This is a genomic window from Streptomyces flavofungini (genome assembly GCF_041028215.1).
Classification (GTDB): domain Bacteria; phylum Actinomycetota; class Actinomycetes; order Streptomycetales; family Streptomycetaceae; genus Streptomyces; species Streptomyces flavofungini_B.
Genome location: NZ_JASKYR010000032.1, coordinates 1 through 23,840, shown reverse-complemented (window position 1 = coordinate 23,840; position 23,840 = coordinate 1). Strand labels below are relative to the sequence as shown.

Annotated in this window: 20 protein-coding genes and 1 pseudogene; 9 read left to right on the top strand and 12 right to left on the bottom strand. The window is 72.8% G+C overall.

Annotated elements, in window-relative coordinates; all coding sequences use genetic code 11:
• Positions 1-77 precede the first annotated feature (77 nt).
• From AB8Z36_RS04355 to AB8Z36_RS04335, 5 genes are all read right to left on the bottom strand, one after another.
• Positions 78-1,841, bottom strand: a complete 1,764-nt coding sequence (locus AB8Z36_RS04355; RefSeq protein ID WP_369211819.1) for a VMAP-C domain-containing protein — start codon at positions 1,839-1,841, stop codon at positions 78-80.
• Positions 1,842-1,849: 8 nt separating this feature from the next.
• Complete coding sequence (locus AB8Z36_RS04350) at positions 1,850-2,224, bottom strand: CU044_2847 family protein (protein ID WP_369211818.1); 375 nt, start codon at positions 2,222-2,224, stop codon at positions 1,850-1,852.
• 99 nt (positions 2,225-2,323) lie between these two features.
• Complete coding sequence (locus AB8Z36_RS04345; protein WP_440581853.1) at positions 2,324-3,283, bottom strand: class I SAM-dependent methyltransferase; 960 nt, start codon at positions 3,281-3,283, stop codon at positions 2,324-2,326.
• Positions 3,284-3,413: 130 nt separating this feature from the next.
• The gene (locus tag AB8Z36_RS04340; protein ID WP_369211816.1) at positions 3,414-4,163 is read right to left on the bottom strand and encodes a class I SAM-dependent methyltransferase; all 750 of its coding nucleotides are present in this window, start codon (positions 4,161-4,163) and stop codon (positions 3,414-3,416) included.
• Complete coding sequence (locus tag AB8Z36_RS04335; protein ID WP_369211815.1) at positions 4,163-4,477, bottom strand: 4a-hydroxytetrahydrobiopterin dehydratase; 315 nt, start codon at positions 4,475-4,477, stop codon at positions 4,163-4,165. The genes AB8Z36_RS04340 and AB8Z36_RS04335 overlap by 1 nt, the downstream gene beginning before the upstream one ends.
• Before the next feature lie 98 nt (positions 4,478-4,575).
• On the opposite strand from AB8Z36_RS04335, the gene AB8Z36_RS04330 reads away from it, so the two are divergent.
• Positions 4,576-5,433, top strand: coding sequence for a helix-turn-helix domain-containing protein (locus tag AB8Z36_RS04330; RefSeq protein WP_369211814.1), 858 nt, complete (start codon positions 4,576-4,578; stop codon positions 5,431-5,433).
• Positions 5,434-5,479: 46 nt separating this feature from the next.
• On the opposite strand, the gene AB8Z36_RS04325 is transcribed toward AB8Z36_RS04330, so the two are convergent.
• Positions 5,480-5,911 carry a hypothetical protein gene (locus AB8Z36_RS04325; protein ID WP_369211813.1) on the bottom strand — a complete coding sequence of 144 codons (432 nt, stop codon included), beginning with the start codon at positions 5,909-5,911 and terminating at the stop codon, positions 5,480-5,482.
• 242 nt (positions 5,912-6,153) lie between these two features.
• On the opposite strand from AB8Z36_RS04325, the gene AB8Z36_RS04320 reads away from it, so the two are divergent.
• Genes AB8Z36_RS04320 through narI form a run of 4 tightly spaced genes read left to right on the top strand, consistent with a single transcriptional unit; the run spans position 6,154 to position 12,791 of the window.
• Positions 6,154-9,837, top strand: coding sequence for a nitrate reductase subunit alpha (locus AB8Z36_RS04320; protein ID WP_369211812.1), 3,684 nt, complete (start codon positions 6,154-6,156; stop codon positions 9,835-9,837).
• Between the two features lies 1 nt (position 9,838).
• Entirely contained in the window at positions 9,839-11,500 is a 1,662-nt protein-coding gene (narH, locus tag AB8Z36_RS04315) for a nitrate reductase subunit beta (protein WP_369211811.1), read from the top strand.
• Positions 11,497-12,069, top strand: coding sequence for a nitrate reductase molybdenum cofactor assembly chaperone (gene narJ, locus AB8Z36_RS04310; protein ID WP_369211810.1), 573 nt, complete (start codon positions 11,497-11,499; stop codon positions 12,067-12,069). Before narH ends, narJ begins: the two co-directional genes overlap by 4 nt.
• Entirely contained in the window at positions 12,069-12,791 is a 723-nt protein-coding gene (narI, locus tag AB8Z36_RS04305) for a respiratory nitrate reductase subunit gamma (RefSeq protein ID WP_369211809.1), read from the top strand. Before narJ ends, narI begins: the two co-directional genes overlap by 1 nt.
• Here the strand turns inward: narI and dnaK are convergent.
• A complete protein-coding gene (gene dnaK / locus AB8Z36_RS04300) occupies positions 12,788-14,707 on the bottom strand; it encodes a molecular chaperone DnaK (protein WP_369211808.1) in 1,920 nt (639 codons plus the stop codon). The genes narI and dnaK overlap by 4 nt on opposite strands.
• Before the next feature lie 168 nt (positions 14,708-14,875).
• Positions 14,876-15,301 carry an OsmC family protein gene (locus tag AB8Z36_RS04295; RefSeq protein WP_369211807.1) on the bottom strand — a complete coding sequence of 142 codons (426 nt, stop codon included), beginning with the start codon at positions 15,299-15,301 and terminating at the stop codon, positions 14,876-14,878.
• A gap of 156 nt (positions 15,302-15,457) precedes the next feature.
• Here AB8Z36_RS04295 and AB8Z36_RS04290 point away from each other — a divergent pair, with 156 nt between their 5' ends.
• Positions 15,458-17,083 carry a DUF6345 domain-containing protein gene (locus AB8Z36_RS04290; protein ID WP_369211806.1) on the top strand — a complete coding sequence of 542 codons (1,626 nt, stop codon included), beginning with the start codon at positions 15,458-15,460 and terminating at the stop codon, positions 17,081-17,083.
• Positions 17,084-17,086: 3 nt separating this feature from the next.
• Here AB8Z36_RS04290 and AB8Z36_RS04285 read toward each other — a convergent pair whose 3' ends face one another.
• The 3 genes from AB8Z36_RS04285 to AB8Z36_RS04275 form a co-directional block, all read right to left on the bottom strand.
• Positions 17,087-18,511: an amino acid permease gene (locus AB8Z36_RS04285; RefSeq protein ID WP_369211805.1), complete on the bottom strand. Its 1,425-nt coding sequence runs from the start codon at positions 18,509-18,511 to the stop codon at positions 17,087-17,089.
• A gap of 84 nt (positions 18,512-18,595) precedes the next feature.
• Positions 18,596-20,767, bottom strand: a complete 2,172-nt coding sequence (locus AB8Z36_RS04280; protein WP_369211804.1) for a phage holin family protein — start codon at positions 20,765-20,767, stop codon at positions 18,596-18,598.
• A gap of 82 nt (positions 20,768-20,849) precedes the next feature.
• Entirely contained in the window at positions 20,850-21,278 is a 429-nt protein-coding gene (locus tag AB8Z36_RS04275) for a hypothetical protein (RefSeq protein WP_369211803.1), read from the bottom strand.
• Between the two features lie 82 nt (positions 21,279-21,360).
• On the opposite strand from AB8Z36_RS04275, the gene AB8Z36_RS04270 reads away from it, so the two are divergent.
• Complete coding sequence (locus tag AB8Z36_RS04270; RefSeq protein ID WP_369211802.1) at positions 21,361-22,137, top strand: MBL fold metallo-hydrolase; 777 nt, start codon at positions 21,361-21,363, stop codon at positions 22,135-22,137.
• Positions 22,134-22,751 carry a DedA family protein gene (locus AB8Z36_RS04265; protein WP_369211801.1) on the top strand — a complete coding sequence of 206 codons (618 nt, stop codon included), beginning with the start codon at positions 22,134-22,136 and terminating at the stop codon, positions 22,749-22,751. Before AB8Z36_RS04270 ends, AB8Z36_RS04265 begins: the two co-directional genes overlap by 4 nt.
• 30 nt (positions 22,752-22,781) lie before the next feature.
• On the opposite strand, the gene AB8Z36_RS04260 is transcribed toward AB8Z36_RS04265, so the two are convergent.
• On the bottom strand, positions 22,782-23,741 hold the full coding sequence (locus tag AB8Z36_RS04260; protein ID WP_369211800.1) for an MBL fold metallo-hydrolase: 960 nt from the start codon (positions 23,739-23,741) through the stop codon (positions 22,782-22,784).
• Between AB8Z36_RS04260 and AB8Z36_RS04255 the strand changes: the two are divergent.
• A pseudogene (locus AB8Z36_RS04255) lies at positions 23,715-23,840 on the top strand (histidine phosphatase family protein); the annotation flags it as partial. The gene AB8Z36_RS04260 and the pseudogene AB8Z36_RS04255 overlap by 27 nt on opposite strands.

Sequence of the window (23,840 nt, the reverse complement as noted above, 5' to 3'; positions counted from 1 at the left end):
GGCGGGGAGGCGGGTGATGCCGTCGTGCGGGACCCGGCTCCCCGTGTAGATCTGCCAGTCGGACCGTGGAGCCATCTTCAGGCACTCCCTCTCTTCGCCGGTGCCGTCGTCGGTGGAATGGCCGCGCTCCCCGCTCCGCCGGCCGCCGAGAGCGGCGGGTCTGGCCTGCCATCGCCGCCGTCCCAGAACAGCGTCAGACCGTGCCCGCAGTGCTCCGCGCCGCCCTTGTGCGGCGAACGGGCCTCCTTGCGCAGCCGCATGACCTCGACCGGCAGCGCGGCGGGGTCCAGCGTGGCGACCGCGTCGAGCAGGCGGTCCAGGAACGTCCCGGGCGCGCAGTGCGCGTGGCTGCCGTCGGCGCAGGCGCGGCGCCGCCACAGCATGATCGGGACGCCGGTGTCGAGGGCCGCCGAGAGCCAGTCGTCGGCCGGTGTCGCCGCGTAGGCGAGGGCGCAGAGCTGCTCGTCGGCGTCGAGCCAGTCGTAGAACTCCTCGTAGTCGTACGGCAGTTGGCACCCGACGCGTTCGGGGCGGGTCTCGCCGCGGGCCCGCACGGTCGCCCAGCGCCGCCCCGCGAGGTGGGAGGCGAGCAGCGGTTCGAGGCGGTCGAGGTGGCGCACCACCACCGGGACCGTGCGCATCGGCCGGGGGCGCGCGGCGCCCGGCTCGTGGATGCGCCACTCCTCGTACGGTTCGCTCATCAGCCCCTCGGGCACCACGAACTGCAGCATCCAGTCCGTGCCGCGCACCGCCCCGACCTGTTCGGCGAGGAGCGCCTCGGTCTTCGCGCGCAACTGCTGGCGGCGGATGCGCACGGGCCCGGCCCGGCCCACCGGCACGCCGTCGACCACCGTCGACACCGAGAGGTCGAGGCTCGCGCCACGGGTCATCGACTGGGCGCGGAACACGATGGTCCCGGTGGGCGCGGTCGCCCGCGGCGCGGGGTCGCCGCCGGGTGCCGCCTCGTCGTACCGTCCGGGCATCCAGCGCCGCAGCCACGGCCCGGCGTCCACACCGGCGACGGCGCACAGCCCCGGCAGCAGCCGCAGCAGCCGGTCCTCGCCGGTCAGTTCCTCGCCGACATGGCGGATGGCGTGCCAGGGCGAGCGGAAGGCGGGCAGGGCGCGCCGGAAGGTGGGGAACGCGCGGCGCACGGCGAGCTCCAGGGTGCCGGGGTCCACGCGCACGCCGTCGAACAGGGCCCGCAGCTCCCGGCGCGGCGCCCGCGGCAGCCAGTCGAGCGGGAGGAAGTCGTCCAGGCCCTCCCAGTGGCAGCGGATGGTGTCCAGCGGCAGCATCCGCCCGATGTACCCCTCCTGGTCGCCGTCGAGGACCGCGTCGGTGACGATGCCGACGACGAGGTGGGAGCCCGGGTCGTAGACCGCGGCGCCGCTGAAGCCCTCACCGAGGCGCTGGAGGTGGGCCCGGTCCACGTCGATCTCCAGCCACTCCTGGCCGAGCAGCCGGTCGGCGCTGGTGCGCAGGGTGACGTGGGTGCCGTCCTTCTCGTGGCCGAACGGGAAGCCCAGGGCGCGCAGTTCGTGGGCCACCCGGCCCTTGACGGGGTTCAGCAGGTCGAGCGGGGCGAACGCGCAGGGCGTGACGGACAGCGGCTCGCCCAGTTCGACGACGGCCACGTCGCCCCGGTCGCCGAGGCGCCGCCAGTCGCCGGTCCACGCGACGGCCGCGCGCCGCGCCTCGGCGACGCCGGGCAGCGTCACCGCGACCTCGCTCAGCCCGTCGACCACATGCGCGCAGGTGATCAGCCGTGCGCCGTCGATCAGGACGCCCGCCCGCCTGTGGACGCCGTCGACCGTGCCGATCCGGGCACGCCAGTGCATGCCCGCCATTATTCGCCCCGCGCGTCCTGCCGTACGTCCGCCGGGGGCCCGGGCTCCTGTGGGGTTCCCCGGGCCCAGCTCAGCCTCACCACCAGGTGGCCCTCGGTGGCCGTCCGCGCGATGACCGCCCCCGCCGCCGCGCTCAGCTTCACGCCGAATTCGAGTTCGATCGCGTCGGGGTCGAGCGCGCGGTCGCGGAAGGTGCGCAGGGCGGACATCGCGGCGCCGCGCACATTGTGCAGGGCCGCTTCGAAGCGGCCCTCGACCTCGTGGATCTCGCCCTGGTCGCCGCGGCGCGCCACCGACCGGAAACCGGGGTCCCGGGAGTCCACCTCGACCACGACGGGCCCCTCGTCGGACTCCCACCGCATCAACTCGGTCACCGGGCGGTTCTCCCCTCGGGTCCGCCGGGGCCCTGACGGCCTCCGGCGCTCCCCCGAAGTTACGTCAACCAGGGCGTCGATACCGGCCGGTTGACGCGGTCAGCCGCTCTTGACCGCCACGTGGAGGGTCTGCGCCGTCAGCAGGAAGAGGTCCGGGCGGCGGTGCAGGCTCAGCGGGTCGCCCTCGTCCAGAAGGCGGTCCACGGTGGCGAGGTCGTCGGCGTCCAGGCGGTCCTCGTGCATCTCGCGGCGGCGCGTGAACTCCTGGACGACATGGGCACGGGCCTTCTCCGACAGCGGGGCGGGCAGGTCGAGGAGGAAGCTGCGGGTGGCCGCGTAACGCAGTCCGGCCGCGGTGAGGAGCGCGGGCCAGTCCTCCGGCGCCTCCTTAGCGCCGGGAAGTCCCGCGCGCATCCCGGCGAACCACTTCTCGTCCGCGGCCTCCAGGCGGGACTGCAGCCCGGGACGGCCGAAGCCGATGTCGCGGGGCAGGTAACGGGCGCTCAGGCCGCCCTCGAAGAGCGCGATCACGCCGCCGGGCGCGAGCCGCCCGGCGAGTGCGGCCAGCGCGGCGCCCTGGTCGCCGACGTGGTGCAGGGACTTGCAGAGCCACAGCAGGTCGGCGGTCGGCACGTCGTCGATGGCGTCGGGGAGCGCCGCGCGCACGGTGCCGAAGCGGTCGGCGAGGCCCTCGCGGGCGGCACGGGCACGGGCCTGCTCCAGGAGGGGATCCTCGGGATCGGCCGCCACGATCCGCGCCGTGGGGAACGCCTCGGCGAGACGGAAGGAGAGGGCGCCGGGGCCGCTGCCGACGTCGACGACGACGCCGGGCTCCGGTGCCCAGCGGCGCAGCCAGGCGGTGGCCTCGTCGTACATCGGGGCGGCGATGCCGGCGTAGCGCTCCAGCATCTCGCCCATGGCCGACCAGTCCATGTCACCGTCGTGGTGGTTACCGTGACCGTGACCGTGGCCATGTCCGTGGCCATGTCCGTGGCCGTGGCCGTGGCCCTCATGGTGCGTGTGCCCCTGTGCCTGCCCCTGTGCGTGCCGCTGTCCCATTCCCCTGCCGCCTTCCCGTTCCGCCCGTGGCTTCTGGACGGTCCCAGCCTGCGTCAAGTTCGCGGTTCTGGACCACTGACCTTGCCGGTTCGGCAAAGGAGCCACCCGGACAGGCGGCCCGGGCCGCGCCTCACACCCCCGGCGCCCGCTTGCGGAACGCCCGCAGCGCGAACAGCGGATCGGGGCGCGCCACGTCCTGGTCCGGCAGCCGCAGGAGCGCCGCCGTGAGGCGGCCCGCCAGCGGTCCGTCCGGCGGTATCTGCGTAAACCACCCCCTGCGCAGATCGTCGACGGTCGAGCGCGGCGAGCGGCCCTGCCCATGGCCGAGGAAGCGGGCCCGGCCCGCCGGAGCCATCCCGTGCTCGGCCGCGTACGCCTCGACGGCCTCGGCGCGGTCGACCGCGGGCCGCACCGGGCGCGGGGCGAGCGCGGCGTCGATGTCGCTGCCCACGTCGTGCGACGCGGCCTTGTCGACGGTGGTGACATAGACCCCGCCGGGCCGCAGGAGGCGCGCGCACTCGGCGACGACGGAGGCCGTCTCGTCGGGGCCCGGCAGCAGATGCAGCAGCCACACCGTGCAGACCGCGTCGAAGGAGGCGTCGGGGAAGGGCAGCCGGTGGCTGTCGCCGATGACGACGGCGCCCGGCAGCCGCGCCGCCGCCTTGTGCGCCATGCCGCCCGCCCGGTCCACGCCGGTCACCCGCAGCCCCGCGCGCTCCGCGAGCCGCCGGGTGACGAGACCGGTGCCGCAGGCCACGTCCAGGAGGGTGCGGGCGTCGCCGGGCACCAGGCCGAGGACGGCACGGGCGGCGGCCGCCGCCCGGGGTTCACCGCCGCGGGAGGCGTCGTACCGGTCGGCCTCCTTGCTGTAGTCGAGCATCAGGCCCGCGCTCCCGCGCCGTGCAGCGGAGCCAACCGCTCCACGCGGCGGGCCAGTTCGAGGTCGAGCTCGGTGACGGCGCCGCCCGCCGCGTGCGTGTTCACCGCGAGGGTCACCGTGTCGTACCCGAGGGTCGTCACGGCGTGGTGGTTCAGTTCGTCCTGCGTCCGCGCGATGTGGACGACCATGGCGGCCGCCGCGAAGTGCGAGGGCAGCTGGTACGAGCGGGTGATCCGGTCGTCGGCGAGGGCCCAGCCGGGGAGTTCGGCGAGGCGGTCCTCGATCTCTTTCGGCGAGAGCGGTTCGGGGGTCATGGCCCGGCTCCTTCGGCGTGCGCGTCCGCGGATCCTCCGTCGGGCTCTCCGCGAGGTCGTCCCACCTTGCCACAGCCCGGGTCGACTACCGTCTAGGTATGACAACCGCCGCGCCCGCCAAGGGGAACACCAAAGGCAAGGCCAAGGCCAGGAGCACCACCAAGTCCAGCGCCACCGGCGTGGGCCCGCTGCTGCGCGGCTGGCGCGAGCGGCGCCGCGTCAGCCAACTGGAGCTGGCCCTGCGCGCCGACTCCTCCGCCCGGCACATCAGCTTCATCGAGACGGGCCGGGCCCGCCCGAGCGAGGAGCTGGTCCTGCGTCTCGCCGACCACCTCGACGTACCGGTGCGCGACCGCAACTCCCTGCTCCTCGCGGCCGGTTACGCGCCGCGCTTCAGGGAGACCCCGCTGGAGGACCCCGCGATGGGCACCCTGCGCGAGGGCCTCGACCAGCTCCTGACGGGGTACGAGCCGTATCCCGCCCTGGTGGTCGACGCGGCGTACGACGTCGTCGCGGCCAACCGCGGCATCACGATGCTCACCGACGGCGTCGCGGACGAGGTCCTCGCGGCGCCCCTGAACGCGATGCGTCTCACGCTGCACCCGCGCGGCCTCGCCCCCAGAATCCGCAATCTGCGGGAGTGGCGGGGCCATCTCCTGCACCAGATGGAGCGGCAGATCGCGCTCCAGCGCTCGGACGCCCTGCGCGCGGTGTATGACGAGGTGGCCGCGTATCCGGTGGCCGATCCCGGGGTGGACGCCTTCGACGCGGGGACGGACGTGCCCTACTTCGCGCTGCCGCTGCGGATCGAGCACGACGGGCAGATCCTGTCGTTCATCTCGTCCATCTCGACGTTCAACACGCCGATGGACGTGACGGTCGCCGAGCTGGCCATCGAGACGCTGCTCCCGGCCGACCCGGCGACGGTCAAGTACCTCCAGACGCACATGGGCTAGCCCCCGGCGGACCGGGGCCTCGGCCGCCCGGTCCGCCGGGGTGGTCTCAGGCGCGCTCGGCCCGCCCCGCGCGCAGCGCCGCGTACTGGAGGGCGGCGAAGCCGCCGACCACCACGGCCTGCGCCGGAATCCACACCGCCCCCGCCACGGTCGGGGAGAACCAGACGGCGACGGCGACGACGCTGAGCACCGCCCACAGGGCGTTGACCTCGATCACCGCCCGCACGGCGAGCGTCGGGGGGCTCTTGCGGGCGGCGAGATAGCCGACGGCCGCGCCGTAGACGGCGAGGGCGACGCCGAGGGCGAGCAGCAGCCCGGAGTCGACGCCGAGCAGGCGCCCGACGGGTCCTGACGCGGCGGCGTAGGCGACACCGTTGCCCGCGGTCACGACCGCGTCCAGGGCGAGGAAGCGGCGCAGCATGGCGGTCGGTTCGGTGGTGCGGGCGAGGCCTGCGAGCGGGTACGTCGATGCCGACATGGCGGTCTCCTCCGTGCTGCGGGGAATGAGCGGTCATGGGTCCCGGAGCCGGTCCGGAGTGCGCCGGACCGGATCCGGTGAGACCACTCTGCCGGGCCTGCCGCACCTGGTCGATTACGTCTCAGGTAATGCCGCGACTCAGGTCCCCGCGGTCCCGCGCAACCCGTACGGCCCCTGCGAGAAGGTGCCGTGCACCGGTCCACCCTAGGTTCGGGTCAAGGCAGACCTAGGGAGCGCCCACGGTGACAGAGACGACCGAGCCCGCCGCCGCTCTGCTGCGGGCGGGGAAGTTCTTCCGGCGCGGCACCGCCGCCCCCGACCTGCACAGCGTGCGGCTGACGGGCGGCCGGGACGCGGACTCCTTCTACCGTGACCGCTGGAGCCACGACAAGGTCGTGAACTCCACGCACGGGGTGAACTGCACCGGGTCCTGCCGGTGGAAGGTGTACGTCAAGGACGGCATCATCACCTGGGAGACGCAGCAGACGGACTACCCGAGCGTCGGCCCCGACCGCCCGGAGTACGAGCCGCGCGGCTGTCCCCGGGGCGCGGCGTTCTCCTGGTACACCTACTCCCCCACCCGGGTCCGCTACCCGTATCTGCGCGGCGTCCTGCTGGAGATGTACCGCGAGGCGAAGGCGCGCCTGAAGGACCCGGTCCTCGCCTGGGCGGACATCCAGGCCGATCCGGAGCGCCGCCGCCGCTACCAGCGGGCGCGCGGCAAGGGCGGCCTGGTCCGGGCCACCTGGGACGAGGCTGTGGAGATCATCGCGGCGGCGCACGTCCACACGATCAGGACCTACGGTCCCGACCGCGTCGCGGGGTTCTCGCCGATCCCCGCGATGTCGATGGTGTCGCACGCCGCCGGGGCCCGTTTCATGGGGCTGATCGGGGCGCCGATGCTCTCCTTCTACGACTGGTACGCGGATCTGCCGGTGGCCTCGCCGCAGGTCTTCGGCGACCAGACCGACGTACCGGAGTCGGGCGACTGGTGGGACGCGGCGTATCTGATGATGTGGGGCTCCAACGTCCCGGTCACCCGTACCCCCGACGCGCACTGGATGGCCGAGGCGCGCTACCGGGGGCAGAAGGTCGTCGTGGTGGCGCCCGACTACGCGGACAACGCCAAGTTCGCCGACGAGTGGCTGCACCCCCACCCCGGCACCGACGGGGCCCTCGCCCTGGCGATGGGGCACGTCGTCCTGAAGGAGTTCTTCGTCGACCGGGAGACCGCGTTCTTCGGCGACTACGTGCGCAGGTTCACCGACCTGCCGTTCCTGGTGACGCTGACCGAGCGCGACGGGGCGTACGTCCCCTCGAAGTTCCTGCGCGCCACGGACCTCGGCGAGGAGGGCGAGGGCGGTGACTGGAAGACGGCGGTGCTCGACGAGAACACCGGGCGCCCCGCCGTGCCCAACGGCTCGCTCGGCTTCCGCTGGACCGAGTCCGGCAAGGGCAGATGGAACCTGGACCTCGGTGCCATCAAGCCGCTCCTGAGCCTCGCGGGCTCCCCCGTCGCCTCCGGCGTGGAGGTCGCGCTGCCCCGCTTCGACACCGAGGGCGGGGCGCACGGGCAGGGGCGCGGCGAGGTGGTGCGCAGGGGTGTGCCCGCCACCCGGCTCGGCGGCCAGGACGGGCCGCTGGTCACCACCGTCTTCGACCTGCTGCTCGCGCAGTACGGGGTGGCGCGCGAGGGGCTGCCGGGCGAGTGGCCCGCCTCGTACGCGGACGCCTCGCAGCCCGGCACGCCCGCCTGGCAGGAGGCCCACACCTCGGTGCCCGCCGAGAAGTGCGTCAAGATCGCCCGCGAGTTCGCCCGGACGGCGGAGAAGTCGCGCGGGCGGTGCATGATCCTGATGGGCGCGGGGACCAACCACTGGTTCCACTCCGAGACGATCTACCGCTCCTTCCTCGCCCTGCTCCAGCTCACCGGCTGCCAGGGCCGCAACGGCGGCGGCTGGGCGCATTACGTGGGCCAGGAGAAGTGCCGCCCGGTCACCGGCTGGGCGACGCTCGCGGGCGGCATCGACTGGGGCAGGCCGCCCCGGCAGATGATCGGCGCCGCCTACTGGTTCCTCAACACCGACCAGTGGCGCTACGACAGGTTCGCCGCCGACGTGCTCGCCTCGCCGCTCGGCGAGGGCCGCTTCGCGGGGATGACGGGCGCCGACTGCCTGGCGCTTTCGGCGCGCTCCGGGTGGATGCCCTCGTACCCGACCTTCGACCGCAATCCCCTGGATCTCGCCTCGTCGTCGGCGGACCCGGTGGCGGACGTGGTCGGGGAACTGAAGGCGGGCACTCTCAGATTCGCCTGCGAGGACCCGGACGCGCCCGAGAACTGGCCGCGTGTGCTGACCCTGTGGCGCGCCAACCTGCTCGGCTCCTCCGCCAAGGGCGCGGAGTACTTCACCAAGCACCTGCTCGGCACCCACTCCTCGCTGCGGGCGGAGGAGGCCGCGCCCGACGAGCGGCCCTCGACGGTGACGTGGCGCGACGAGGCGCCCGAGGGCAAGCTGGACCTGCTGGTGTCGCTGGACTTCCGGCAGACGTCCTCCACGCTTCTGTCGGACGTGGTGCTCCCGGCGGCGACCTGGTACGAGAAGCACGACCTCTCCACCACCGACATGCACCCCTACGTGCACTCCTTCACCCCGGCGGTCGACCCGCCGTGGCAGGCGCGCACCGACTTCGACACCTTCCGCGCCATCGCCGACCGGCTCAGCGAGCTGTCCGTGGAGCATCTCGGCGTACGCAGGGACCTCGTGGCCACCGCGCTCCAGCACGACACGCCCGGTGAGACCGCGCAGCCCGGCGGGACCGTCCTGGACTGGCGCAAGGGCGAGTGCGAGCCGGTGCCGGGGAAGACGATGCCGAACCTCGCGGTGGTCGAGCGCGACTACACCGCGATCGGCGCGAAGTTCGCCGCGCTCGGCCCGCTGGTGGAGGAGCTCGGGCTGCCCGCCAAGGGCATCGCGCTCCGCCCCGACCAGGAGGTCGAGGAGCTGAAGGAGCGCAACGGCGTCGTGCGCGGCGGCCCCGCCGACGGCCGCCCCGCCCTGGACACCGCCGTGAAGGCGGCCAACACCATCCTCGCCCTGTCGGGCACGACCAACGGGCGTCTGGCGACGCAGGGCTTCCGCACGCTTCAGGCGCGCACCGGCCAGGAGATGGCGCACCTCGCCGCCGAGCACGAGGGCAAGCGCGTCACGTACGCCGACACCCAGGCGGCGCCCGTACCGGTGATCACCTCGCCGGAGTGGTCGGGCAGCGAGTCGGGCGGGCGGCGCTACACGGCGTTCACGCTCAACACCGAGCACCTCAAGCCCTGGCACACCCTCACCGGCCGCCAGCACTTCTTCATCGACCACGACTGGATGCACGAACTGGGCGAGGCGCTGCCCGTCTACCGCCCGCCCCTGGACATGAACCGCCTCTTCGGCGAGCCACGGCTCGGCCCCGACGGCGAGAAGGAGGTGACGGTCCGCTACCTCACCCCGCACAACAAGTGGTCGATCCACTCCGAGTACCAGGACAACCTCTTCATGCTGTCGCTCTCGCGCGGCGGCCAGTCGATCTGGATGGCGCCGCAGGACGCGGACGCGATCGGCGTCAAGGACAACGACTGGATCGAGGCGGTCAACCGGAACGGTGTCGTCGTGGCGCGGGCGATCGTCTCGCACCGCATGCCGGCGGGGACCGTCTACATGCACCACGCCCAGGAGCGCACGGTCAACGTCCCCAAGGCGGAGACGACGGGACGGCGCGGCGGCATCCACAACTCCCTGACCCGGCTCATCCTCAAGCCGTCCCATCTCATCGGCGGCTACGCGCAGTTGTCATGGGCGTTCAACTACCTCGGCCCGACCGGCAACCAGCGCGACGAAGTGACCGTCATCCGCCGCAGGTCGCAGAAGGTGGAGTACTGACATGGCCCGTACCGGGAACGGACGTCGTCGCGTCATGGCCCAGATCGCGATGGTGATGAACCTCGACAAGTGCATCGGCTGCCACACCTGCTCGGTCACCTGTAAGCAGGCGTGGACCAACCGCGACGGCATGGAGTACGTCTGGTTCAACAACGTCGAGACCCGTCCGGGCCAGGGCTATCCGCGCCGCTACGAGGACCAGGAGAAGTGGCGCGGCGGCTGGGAACTGAACAAGCGGGGCGCCCTCAAGCTGAAGAACGGCGGCCGGATCAAGTCGCTGCTCGAAATCTTCTCCAACCCCAAGCTGCCGGAGATCAAGGACTACTACGAGCCCTGGACGTACGAGTACAGGAACCTCACCGACGCCCCCCTCGGCGACGACTACCCGGTGGCCGAGCCGCGCTCGCTGATCTCCGGCAAGCCGATGAAGATCGAGTGGTCCTCCAACTGGGACGACAACCTCGGCGGCGTGACGGAGAACGGGCATCTGGACCCGATGGTCGCCAAGACCAGGCAGCAGGCCGCCGACAAGGTGAAGTTCGCCTTCGAGCAGACCTTCATGTTCTATCTGCCGCGCATCTGCGAGCACTGCCTCAACCCCTCGTGCGTGGCGTCCTGCCCCTCGGGCGCGATGTACAAGCGCGAGGAGGACGGCATCGTCCTGGTCGACCAGGACCACTGCCGGGGCTGGCGCAAGTGCGTGACGGGCTGCCCGTACAAGAAGGTCTACTTCAACCACCGCACCGGCAAGGCCGAGAAGTGCACGATGTGCTATCCGCGCGTCGAGGTGGGTCTGCCCACCGTCTGCTCGGAGACCTGCGTGGGCCGTCTGCGCTACCTCGGGGTGATCCTCTACGACCCCGACAAGGTGACGGCGGCGGCCTCCGAGCCCGACGACCAGAAGCTGTACGAGGCGCAGCTCGGCGTCTTCCTCGACCCGGCCGACCCCGAGGTGCGCAAGGACGCCGAGCGCTCGGGGATCTCGCACGACTGGATCGAGGCGGCACGGCGCTCCCCCGTGCACGCGCTGATCAGCCGGTACAGGGTGGCGCTGCCGCTGCATCCGGAGTACCGCACCATGCCGATGGTCTGGTACATCCCGCCGCTCTCCCCGGTGGTGGACGCCCTCACCGAGACGGGGCACGACGGCGAGGACGCCGGGAACCTCTTCGGCGCGATCGACACCCTGCGCATTCCCCTGGAGTACCTGGCGGAGATCTTCACGGCGGGTGACGTCGGCCCGGTGCGGGCGTCCCTGGAGAAGCTGGCGGCGATGCGGGCGCACATGCGGGCCATCAACCTCGGGGACACGCCGGACGCGGCGGTGGCGGACGCGGTGGGCATGTCGGGCCGGGAGATCGAGGAGATGTACCGCCTGCTCGCCATCGCCAAGTACGAGGAGCGCTACGTCATCCCGACCGCCGCCGTCGCCGACGCGCGGCACCTGGAGGAGACGGCGATCCCCGACACGTGCAGCCTCGACCACCAGGACGGCCCGGGGATGGGCGGTGACGGGCCCTTCGGCCAGGACTCCGGCGGGCGCAGGCGGCTGCCGCTCGTCACCGTCGAGAACTTCCACGTCCTGCGCAGGCGGCAGACGGCCGACGAGGAGCCGAGCGCCGAGGAGAAGGCGAACGCCACCACCAAGGAGGAGGACCGGTGACCGGCCACGCCGTGCTCTACCAGGCCGCCGCGCTCTGCCTCTGCTACCCCGACGAGGAGTTCCACGAGCGGCTGCCCCTGATCGGGGCCGCCGCCCCGGCGGGACTCGACGGCTTCCTCTCCTTCGCCGCCGCGACGGAGCCGCGCGAGCTCGCCGCGCACTATGTGCGGATCTTCGACTTCAAGAACCGGCACAGCCTCTATCTGAGCTGGTGGCGGGAGGGCGACACGCGGCGGCGCGGCATGGCCCTCGTCCGCTTCAAGGAGGTGTACCGCGCGCACGGCCTGGAGTTCAGCGGCGAGGAGCTGCCGGACTTCCTCCCCGCCGTCCTCGAATTCTCCGCGCACGTGGGCCCGGAACTGCTCCTTGAGCACCGCAGCGGCCTCGAACTGCTGCGCCTGGCCCTGCGCGAGGCGGACACGCCGTACGCCGACGTCCTCGACGCGGTGTGCGCGAGCCTGCCGGGGCCCTCGCCGAAGGACCAGGCGGAGGCGCGGGCCCTCGCCCGGTCGGGGCCGCCGCGCGAGGACGTCGGCCTCGAACCCTTCGCACTCATCGGGGAGCACTGATGAAGACCCTGCTGTGGGGCGCCCTTCCCTACGTCGCCTTCGTGCTGCTCGTCGCGGGCACCGTCTGGCGCTACCGGTACGACAAGTTCGGCTGGACGACCCGCTCCTCGCAGGTCTACGAGTCCAAGCTGCTCAACATCGCCTCGCCGATGTTCCACTACGGCATCCTCTTCGTCCTCGTCGGCCATCTCGTCGGGCTGTTCCTGCCGATGTCGTGGACGGAGAAGACCGGCGTCAGCGAGCACACCTACCACCTGTTCTCGCTGTACGGGGGCACGGCGGCCGGGGCCTTGCTGGTCCTCGGCATCCTGCTGCTGCTCTACCGGCGGCGGACCAACACGCCCGTCTTCCGCGCGACGACCGCCAACGACAAGCTGATGTACCTGGTGCTGTTCGCGGCGATCGTGCTCGGCATGGCCGCCAAGCTGACGCATGCCTCCGGCGACGGCTACAACTACCGCGAGTCGATCGGCCCCTGGGCCCGCAGCCTGTTCACGCTCCAGCCCGACATCGACCGGATGACGGGCGTGCCGGTCCTCTACGAGATCCACGCGGTGGTGGGCATGGTGCTCTTCGCGCTGATCCCCTTCACCCGGCTCGTGCACATGTTCAGCGCACCCGTGCAGTACCTGTTCCGGCCGTACGTGGTGTACCGCAGCAAGGACCCGAGCCGGGTGGGCGCGCGCCCGGAGCGGCGCGGCTGGGAGCGGACGGGTTCCTAGGGCCTCTCGTCCTTCCCGCCCTTGTCGCCCTTGTCGCCCTTGTCACCCTTGGCCTGCTCGTCCTCGTCGACGATCTCGGCGTCCACCACGCCCTCCTCGGTGGACGCGCCCGGGGGCGGGTCCGAGGGCGCGCTCCGCCGCTCGCCGGATTTCCCCGCGCCCTCGTACAGGGCCTGGCCCAGCTTCTGGCTGACCGTGGCCAGCTTCTCGGCCCCCGCGCGCAGGGCCGCCGTGTCGTCCGCCCTGTTCTTGAGGGTGTCCCGCAGCTCGGCGGCGGCGGTCTCGACCTCGTTCCGCGTCCCCTCCGGGACCCCCGCGAGGCTCTCCGCGCTGTCCTTGAGGAACTTCTCCGTCTGGTACAGGAGCTGCTCGGCCTGGTTGCGGGTCTCGGCGGCCTCGCGCCGCTTGCGGTCCTCCTCCGCGTGCTCCTCGGCCTCGCGGACCATGCGGTTGATGTCGTCCTTGGGCAGCGCGGAGCCGCCCGTCACAGTCATGCGCTGCTCGCGTCCGGTGGCCTCGTCCTTGGCCGAGACGTGCATGATGCCGTTGGCGTCGATGTCGAAGGTGACCTCGATCTTGGGGACGCCGCGCGGGGCGGGCGGCAGCCCCGTCAGGTCGAAGACGCCGAGTTTCTTGTTGTACGCGGCGATCTCCCGCTCGCCCTGGAAGACCTGGATGCCGACCGAGGGCTGGTTGTCCTCGGCGGTGGAGAAGGTCTCCGAGCGCCGGGTGGGGATCGTGGTGTTGCGCTCGATGAGCCTGGTCATGATGCCGCCCTTGGTCTCGATGCCGAGCGACAGCGGCGTCACGTCCAGGAGCAGTACGTCCTTGACGTCGCCCCGGATCACCCCGGCCTGGAGGGCCGCGCCGAGCGCCACCACCTCGTCGGGGTTGACGCCCTTGTGCGGGTCCTTGCCGGTGAGTTCCCTGACCAGTTCCGTGACGGCGGGCATCCGCGTCGAGCCGCCGACCAGGATGACGTGGTCGACGGATGAGAGCTTCACGCCCGCGTCCTTGACGGCCTGGTGGAAGGGCTTCTTGCAGCGGTCGAGCAGATCCGCGGTCAGCTCCTGGAAGCGGGCGCGGGTCAGCTTCTCGGCAAGGTGCAGCGGGCCCTCGGCGGAGGCGGTGATGTAGGGCAGGTTGATGTCGGTCTCGCTGGACGAGGAGAGCTCGATCTTGGCCTTCTCGGCGCCCTCGCGCAGGCGCTGGAGCGCCATCTTGTCCTTGCCGAGGTCGACGCCGTGCGCGTTCCTGAACTGCCGCACCAGGTGCTCGACGATCCGCTGGTCCCAGTCGTCGCCGCCGAGCTGGGTGTCGCCGTTGGTCGCCTTCACCTCGATGACGCCCTCGCCCATCTCCAGGAGCGACACGTCGAAGGTGCCACCGCCGAGGTCGAAGACGAGGACGGTCTGGTCCTCGCCCTTGTCGAGGCCGTAGGCGAGGGCGGCGGCCGTGGGTTCGTTGATGATGCGCAGGACGTTCAGGCCCGCGATCTCGCCGGCCTCCTTGGTGGCCTGGCGCTGGGTGTCGTCGAAGTAGGCGGGGACGGTGACGACCGCGTCGGTGACGTCCTCACCGAGATAGGACTCGGCGTCGCGCTTGAGTTTCTGCAGGACGCGCGCGGAGAGCTCCTGCGCGGTGTAGCGGGTGCCGTCGACGGAGCCGCTGTCCGGGAAGCGCCAGCCGCCGTCGCCCATGTGGCGTTTGACGGAGCGGGCGGTGCGCTCCACGTTCGTGACCGCCTGCCGCTTGGCGACCTCGCCCACCAGGACGTCCCCGCTCTTGGCGAAGGCGACGACCGACGGAGTGGTGCGCGCGCCCTCGGCGTTGGCCACGACGGTGGGCTCACCTCCCTCCAGCACGGCCACCACTGAGTTCGTCGTACCGAGATCGATCCCGACCGCACGTGCCATGGTCCAGTCCCTTCCGCCGCGAGCTCATGTCCCCCGTGTCCAGGTCTACTCCGCTCTCCATCACAAAACTTGAGCGGCACCTTGTCAATGCCCCAGTACGACAATGCCCCGGACGCGACGGTGCCGCCGTCCCCGGGTGGGGCGGCGGCACCGTCAACGGGCTGCGCGTCAGGCCAGCTTGGCCGAGAGCGTGATGGTCGTGCCCGAGAGCGCCTGGCTGACCGGGCAGTTGGCCTTGGCGTCCTCGGCCGCGGAGGTGAAGGCCGCCTCGTCGAGGCCCGGCACCTCGCCCTCGACGGTGAGGTGGATGCCGGTGATGCCGGTGCCCGGCTGGAAGGTGACGTCGGCGGACGTGGTCAGGCGGGTGGGCGGGGTGCCCGCGCCCGTCAGGCCGTGCGAGAGCGCCATGGAGAAGCAGCTCGAGTGCGCGGCGGCGATGAGCTCCTCCGGGCTGGTCTTGCCGTTCGCCTGCTCGGCGCGCGACGGCCAGGACACCGCCTGCTCGCCGATGCCGGACGAGTCGAAGGTGACGGTGCCCGAGCCCTCCGTCAGAGAGCCTTCCCAGACCGTGTGCGCGGAGCGCGTGGTTGCCACGATGCAGTTCCCTTCGGTGCGGTTCCGTGATCGGAAGTTCCGTGGCCACCACCCTATGGCCTGAAAGGCGGCTGGGCAGGGCGCGTCCGCGGTGACACCTTGAGGCCCCCTCGCGCTCAGAACGAGGAGATCCTCCCAGGAGGTATGGCCATGCGCATGAACTACTCGGACCGCGGTCCTTCACCGCTGGAGCCGGAGAAACCGGGGGCGACGGGCCAGCGCGACTCGACGTTCGGCTGGTGGGGCGCCTTCAGCATCCAGAAGTTCGTCAACCAGGCGACGCTCTACCACACGCACGAGGACGCCACCGGCTGGCTGGCGTACCTCCAGCAGTTCTACGACCGCAACTTCTGGTTCGCCGACGGCGGCGCGCAGGTCTGGGCCTACGAGGAGACCTACGACAACTGGCAGGACCGCTACGGCATGGACGCGGTCGTCGCCGTCTACCACTCGGGCCACGGCGGCATGGACGGCAACGGCGTGTTCTTCGCGCCGCTCGGCGCGGTCTGGGACGGCCGCAGCGACGCCGTGTCCAACCGGATGGCGCTCGGCAACGAGAAGGCGAACTACGTCTTCTGGTCGACCTGCGACTCGCTCAAGGTCACCGGCGGCCACTCCCCCATCCGCACCTGGGCGGGGCCCAACATCGGCTTCCGCATGATCTTCGGCTTCGAGACCACCAGCATCGACAGCGGCGACTACGGAAAGAGGTTCTGGGAGAAGTGGCGGTCCGGGCAGACCTTCTGCGACGCTTGGCTCAACGCGTCCTGGGACATCTACCACGGCCAGGCCCCCTCGGTCGCCGCGGTCGGCACCACCCAGGCCGAGGCGGTCGACCGCCTCAACACCGAGCGGAACTTCTACCGCGAGCACGTGCCGGACACCTGGTACGCGTGGCGCTGGTACTACGCCCGCCAGGGTCTTCGGGAGCCGCTCACCCAGCTGCCCGGACAGCGGCAGATCATCCAGCTCGCGCCGCGCGACCCGGGCGCCGAGCTGGGTTCGCTGGGGCGGCTCGCCGACTTCCCCTCCGCGGCGCTGCAAGAGGTGCAGGTGGAGCGGCAGGGGGTGCTCAGCGCCTCCTCCGGTGACCGCGTGATCTCCACCTCGCCGCACGGCATCCGGTGGGTCAGGCTCGCCGAGCCCAACCACCGCAACACCCAGCAGCTGCCGACCGAGCGGGCGGTGGAGGCGGCGCGCTCGTTCGCCGAGCGGCACGCCGGGGGCGCCGAGCTGGTCGTCGACAGCGTGCACGACCTGATGCAGAACTCCGGCACCAAGGACGGTTCCGAGGTCGGGCGCCCGGTCTCCCTCCAGACACACGTGACCTTCCGCCAGGTCTTCGGCGGCGTACCGGTCATCACGCCGGGCCGCGGCCTGATCCGCGTCGGCCTCGACAACGACGGCACGGTCGTCCAGGCGCAGCTCGCCACCCGCGAGGCCACCGGCGTCACGCGCGAGTCGAGCACGGAGGTCGCACCGCCCGCGCCCAAGGGCGGCAAGGCGGCGGCGCCGCCGCTCGAACGCGATCCGCGCAAGGCGCTCGACGCGGCACAGCGCAGGCTGCTCGCGCACCTGGCGGCGGTCACCGCCGACGACCAGGACCGGGGCGCGGCCGAGCGGCGGCAGCCCGAGGTCAAGGACGTCCCCGGCACCTTCGAGGTCGGCTACGAGCTGGAGGGCAACGAGGCGTACCCCGCGGCCCGCAAGCTGATCGAGATCGGCACGCGGGACAGCATGTTCAAGACCCGCCGATGGGTGGTCGCCCCGCTGGCGCGGTAGCCGTCAGCGGCCGGGGAGGGTGGCGGTCCGCCGCTTGCGGGCCGCCATCACCGCGTAGACGAGCACGCCGACGAAGAGGAACAGCACGCCCTGGTAGACGGCCGCGTAGCCGGAGCCGCCCACCAGCCACATCGAGAAGGCGAACGCGAGGGCGGCCAGGACCCCGTCGCGCACCAGGCGTCCGCGGTGCACCCGCTCGCGCTGTCCCGACAGGAGGAAGTACAGCTGCGCGGCGGTGGCCAGGAGGTAGGGCACGGTCGCGGTGAACGTGGTGATCAGCACGAGCGACTCGAAGACGCCGCCGGAGCCCGCCGTGTAGTTGTAGACGGTGAGCAGCGAGGCGAGGACGACGGTCACCGCGACACCGGCGGTCGGCACGCCCCGCCGCTTGCGCCCGAAGGCGGCGGGGAAGAGCCCGTCCCTGGCCGCCGCGTAGGGCGTCTGGGCGCTCAGCAGCGTCCAGCCGTTGAGGGCGCCGACCATGGAGACCAGGGCGGCGCAGGCGACGGCGGTGCCGCCCCAGGAGCCGCCGAACATCACGTCGACCGCGTCCGAGAAGGGCGCCGTGGAGCCCACCAGCTTGTCGTGCGCGACGGTGCCGAAGACGGCGAGGGTGCCGAGGAGGTAGACCAGGGCGGCGCCGAGGGTGCCGAGGATGGTGGCGCGTCCGACGTTGCGCCGGGGATCGCGCACCTCACCGGCGCTGACGGCGGCGGACTCCACACCGAGGTAGGAGAAGAGCAGGATCGCGGCGGCCGCCGAGACCGCGCCGACCGGGCTGTCGTCGCTCGCCCGGAAGGGCCCGAGGTTGCCGCTGTCGAAGAAGAAGAGCCCGCCGACGGCGACGAGCAGCAGCGGCAGGAACTTCAGGACGGTGGCGACGAGCTGGACCGCGCCGACGTACCGGGTGCCCGCGAAGTTGGCCGCCGCGGGCAGCAGTTGCAGCACGAGCGCGGCGAGGCAGGCGGACCACTTGTGGTCGTTGACGGGCATGAGGACGTCCAGGTAGCCCACCGCGGCCACGGCGAGGGCGGCGTTGGAGACCCAGGTGGTGATCCAGTACGACCAGGCGGCCAGGAACCCGGCGAAGTCGCCGAAGGCCTCGCGGGCGTAGACGTAGGGCCCGCCGGTGCGCGGGTCGCGCTCGGCGAGCCGCCCGAAGACGAGCGCCAGGGCGATGGCACCGGCGGTCAGGACGCCGAAGGCGACGAGGCTGATGGTGCCGAAGGGGGCGACGGAGGCCGGGAGCAGGAAGATGCCGCCACCGATGATGTTGCCCATCACGAGGCAGGTGGCGATGGGAAGACCGAAGCGCCGGGCGTGCCTGCTGGGCGTCGCTCCCTGGTCTTCCGCGAGTCCTTCCGTGAGTGCTCCCGCGGGATCTCCGGCGGCCGGACCCGACTGCGGTGCGGTTCCGGTCTCGTGCATGGGGTGGTGCGCCTCTCGTCGTGCCGTCGCGCCCGGGATCGCCGGGCGCAAGACATGGTCGGGCACGGCGGGCGCCGCTCAAAATCAGCGCGTTTTGTCCTGCCGGGCCGGGTCGGCGGCCGCAAAAGCTGTGCCTTCGGGGGCCCGGGACGGCGATTCGTCCACCGGAACGGATGCTTCCGCCGCGGGGGCCGCCGTGGCCCCCGAAGCCCGCAGGGGTATCTCGGGACCCACGTCCTCGCCGAGCCAGTCGCGCAGGACGCGGTGGATACGCTCGGCGCCGACGAGCTGCCGGCCGTCCGCCGCCGGGTCGGGCAGCGCGAGCGGCGAGAGCAGGAACGGATGGGACTGCGCCCCGCCGAGCCCGCCGTGCGAGCCGATCTGCTCCTCGAAGGCGAGCACCTCGCCCTCGTCCGGGTCGTACCAGGAGTTGACCATGATGTCGGCGGTGTGCGGGAAGCCGTCGGTGCGCCGGACCGCCTCCAGGGCGCCGGGCCCGAAGTCGGTGAGCGGCCCGAGGTCGGCCGGTTCCTCGTCGAGGTAGACCTCCGCCCCGCGCGCCCCGAGCACCAGCGCGCCGCGCTCCGCGTCGCGTACGAGGAGGAAGCCGATCCCCGGGTGGTTGGCGAGGGTGGGGAGCAGCGCGGGATGGCGCAGGTCGATCTCCTCGCGGGTCATGCGGTGCGGCACGTCGGGGAAGGAGACGAGCCCCAGATTGCCCGAGGCAAGGACGACCGGCTCCGCGCGGCGGGCGGGCCGCCGCTCGTCGGCGCCCTCCTCCACGGGCCTGCGCAGCGCGGCCCGGACGGCGGCGCGGGCCTCGGCGCCGCTGTGCGTGCGCTGCGCCCTGCGCGGCACGGGCAGCCCGCAGCCCGCCCTGACGAGGTCGCCGAGGGTGAGGCCGTAGCGGGCCCGGAAGGTCTCGCCGGGGCTCTGCCCGTGGTCGGAGAGGACCACGATCCGGTAGACGCGCGGGGCGTGCTCGGCGACCTGTTCGAGCAGCGCGAGCGAGCGGTCAAGGCGCCGCAGGACCTTGTCGGTGTCCTTGCCGCACGGCCCGGAGTGGTGCGCCACCTCGTCGTAGGCGACGAGGTCGGCGTAGACCGCGCTGCGCCCGGCCAGCATGTCCCCGATGACGGCGGCGACCACCACGTCGCGCTCGACGACGGTCGCGAAGGCGCGGATGAAGGGGTAGAGCCCGCCCCGGCCGACGCGCGGGCGGCGCCGCTCGGCGCGGGCGCGCAGGGACTCGCCGATCTCCCTGAAGACCTCCGCGACGAAGGAGAGCGCGGTCCTGACCGCGTTGGCGGGGTCGGAGAAGTAGGCGAAGTACCCGGCGCGGGAGCGGTTCTCCCTGCCCCGGCGGGCGGCCACCGAGAGGACGAGGGCGAGCTGTTCGGCGCCGCCGCTGAAGAGGTTGCCGCGGCTGGCGCCGTCGACGGTGAGCAGACCGCCGTCGCCGGTGTGCTCGACGGCGCGGCGCTGGAGCTCCACGGCGGAGGAGGGCCGGTTGCTGACCATGACCTCGCCGGTGTCCTTCTCGTACCACCGGAAGGCGGGCACGTCGTGGTTGGAGCCGTGCAGGATGCCGAGCTGGCTGGCCCCGGTCTGGCTGGACCAGTCGGTGCGCCAGGGGGTGAGGCGGTGCGTGGCGCTCACCCCGCCCTCGCCGAGCCACCGCCCGAGGGTGGGCATCAGGCCCTTGACGACGGCGGCGAGCAGGACGTCGTGCCCCACTCCGTCGAGCTGGATGAAGACGGTGCCGGGGTGGGCGGCCCCCGCGTCCCGCTGCCCGCCGCGGCGGCGTCTGCGGTCGGCCAGGCGGTAGAGGCGGCGGCGGTAGGCGTCGTCGTCCCGGACGGCGAGCGCGCCGCCGGTCGCCGAGGCGACGGCGGACATCACCGCGGCGACGACCACGGCGGTCTCCGGGCCCGACTCGCCCCGGCCCTCGGGGATCAGGCGCAGGGCGAGCAGCAGCAGCGAGCCGTTGAGGAAGAAGGCGAGCAGGCCGAGCACGAGCGCGGGCACCAGGAGCAGGGCGCGCACGAGCAGCGGCCACACCAGCGCGGAGAGCAGACCGAAGGCACCGGCGCCGAAGGCGGCGGTGACGGCGATGCGGGTGGCGCTGTCGCCGCTGTCGGACTGGAGCTTGAAGTCCGGCAGGATGCCCGCGAGCACGAGCATCGTCAGTGTGCTGACGGCCCACACGGCGACCACCCGCCACGCGGCGCTGCCGAGCTTGCGCCATCGCCCCATCGGGCCTCTCCTCTGCACGTTTCCCCGCAAATCGAGCCCTCAGCCTGACACACCCCGGCCACGGCCCCGCGCGCGGAACCGCTCAGCGGCCGTCGTACCCGGCGGTCGGCATGGAGAGCCGCCGGTGCACCCGCGCCTTCATCTGCGCGTCGTACGCGGGCTCGGCGAGGCCCGCGGTCTCCACCCGCACCCCCCGCCGCGCGCACTCCGCGGTGAACTCCTCGGGGCAGCGCAGCGCCTGTTCGAGGACTCTGCGGCTCGGTACGACGAAGAGGTCCACCAGGCCCGCGTCGACGTCGCCCCACAGGACCAGGTGGTCGGCGCGCAGCCCCCGTACGACCAGTTCCCTGGTGATCACGTACCCCTGGGCGGCGGCCCACCGGGCGCACATGGCGTGCTGGCTGCGCGAGTCGACCAGGAAGGGGTCGGCCTCCAGCTCCTCGAGCGGCACGAGGCTGGCGATCGCCGCCGCGCGCACCACGTCGGCGGGGCCGCCCCCGTGATCCTCCATGGCGTACCCCTCACCCTCGGCGTAGCCGATGACCCTACTCCTGGCCGTAGGCTCGGAGACAGTCGCCATAAGGAGGAACCGGGTGCCCGTCGAGGTCACATGGTGGGGCCACGCCACTTGCACGGTCGAGGACTCGGGGGTCCGCGTCCTCACCGACCCCCTCTTCGCCCGCCGCCTCGCGCACCTGCGGCGCCGCAGAGGCGCCCTGCCGCCGCCCGAGGCGGCCGTCGCCGACGTGGTGCTCCTCTCGCATCTGCACGCCGACCATCTGCACGTCCCCTCGCTGGCCCGGCTCGCGCCCGGCACCCGGGCGCTCCTCCCGCGCGGCGCGGGGCGCTCGGTGCCCGGACTCGCGCGCAGGCTGCCGCAGCTGCGCTTCACCGAGGTCGTGCCGGGCGACAAGGTGGAGGTCGACGGCCTGGTGATCCGGGTGGTGTCCGCGCTCCACGACGGACGGCGGCTGCCCGTGGGGCCGCAGCTCTCCCCCGCCCTCGGCTATGTGCTGCACGGCGAGGCCCGTACGTACTTCGCCGGGGACACCGGGCTCTTCGAGACGATGGCGGACGAGGTCGGGGACGTCGACGTGGCGCTGCTCCCGGTCGGCGGCTGGGGGCCCTGCCTCGGCCACGGCCACCTGGACGCGGGCCGCGCCGCCGAGGCCCTCGCCCGGCTCGCGCCGCGCAGCGCGGTCCCCGTGCACTACGGAACGTACTGGCCGATCGGCATGGACGCGGTGCGCCCGCACGAGTTCCACGCGCCGGGCGCGGAGTTCGAGCGGCACGCGGGGCGGCTCGCCCCGAAGGTGACGGTGCACCGGCTCACGCACGGCGAGAGCGTGCTGCCGGAGGTGGCCGGATGAGGCTCGCGGTGGTGACGCAGATCCCGCCGGAGAGCACCCAGCAGGCGCTCGGCTATCCCTCGCTGTTCCTGCTCGTGGCGATCGGCGCGCTGGTGCCCGTGGTGCCCACGGGCGCGCTCGTCAGCTCGGCGGCCGTGGTGGCCCTGCACCAGACGGCGCCGTTCTCGCTGCTCGTCGTCTTCGCCGTGGCGGCGTTCGCGGCGTTCCTCGGCGATGTCGCCCTGTACTGGCTCGGGCGGCGCGGAATGCACTCGAAGAACGGCTCGCGCTGGCTGGAGGCGCTCAGGGACCGGGCGCCGGAGGAGCGTCTCGAACAGGCCCAGGCGAAGCTGAAGGACCACGGCGTGCTGGTCCTCGTGCTGTCCCGCCTGGTGCCCGCGGGCCGCATCCCGGTGATGCTGGCCTGCCTGCTCGCCAAGATGCCGCTGCGCCGGTTCGCCCGCGGCGACATCCCCGCCTGTCTTGCGTGGGCGCTGACGTACCAGCTCATCGGCATCCTCGGGGGCTCGCTCTTCAAGGAGCCGTGGGAGGGCGTCGTGGTCGCGGTCGTCCTGACGCTGCTGGTCAGCCTGGCGCCGGCGGCCTGGCGCAAGGTCAGGCGGGCGCACGCCTGACCGTGCGCCAGGGTGCCGGCGGGCGCCCGCCTAATCTCCGCGCACGGGCTCACCTGCGAGCACCCGGGACGCTCCCACCGGCAGGTCCCACAGGTCCTCGCGGGGGCGGCCCGCGCGCTCCCAGGCCGCCCGTACGCGGGTGAGCGGTTCGAGGACCGGCTCCGCGGAGAGCAGGAAGGTGCCCCAGTGCATGGGCGCCATCCGCCGCGCTCCCAGGTCGGCCGCCGCCCGGACGGCCTCCTCCGGGTCGCAGTGCACGTCGCGGAGCCACCAGCGCGGGTCGTAGGCGCCGATGGGCAGGAGGGCGAGGTCGATGCCGGGATAGCGGGCGCCGATCCGCTCGAACCAGTGGCCGTAGCCGGTGTCGCCCGCGAAGTGGACGCGCTGCCCCCGGGCGTCGGTCAGCACCCAGCCGCCCCACAGCGTGCGGCAGGTGTCGAACAGGCCCCGCTTGGACCAGTGGTGCGCGGGCACGAAGTCGAACCGCACCCCGCCGAGGTCCGCGCCCTCCCACCAGTCCAGTTCGGTGACGCGGCGAAAACGGCGCCGGGCGAACCAGCGGCCGAGCCGCGCGGGCACGAACACCGGGGTCTCCCTCGGGAGCCGCGCGAGGGTCGGGGCGTCGAGGTGGTCGTAGTGGTTGTGGCTGATGACGACCGCGTCGACGCGCGGCAGCGCGCTCCAGGCGACGCCGACGGGGGTGACGCGGGCCGGGGTGCCGAGGATTCTGCGGGACCAGACGGGGTCGGTCAGGACGGTGAGGCCGCCGATGCGGATGATCCAGCTCGCGTGTCCGGCCCAGGTGACGGCGACGGTCGCGGCGTCGACGCGCGGCAGCGGGCCCGGCTCGAAGGGCAGCCGCCGGATGTCGTCGAGGCCGTCGCGGTGCGGGCGCAGCGCGCCCTCGCGGGCGAACCGCGCGAAGGCGCGCAGGCCGGGCAGCGGCGCGGTCAGCCGGTCGSSGGCCGCACGGTCCTGCTCGTCACGCACGTCACGCCCATCAAGACCCTCGTGCGCCTCGCCCTCGGCGCCCCGCCGGAGTCCATGTTCCGCATGGAGCTCTCGGCGGCCTCGGTCTCGGCGGTGGCG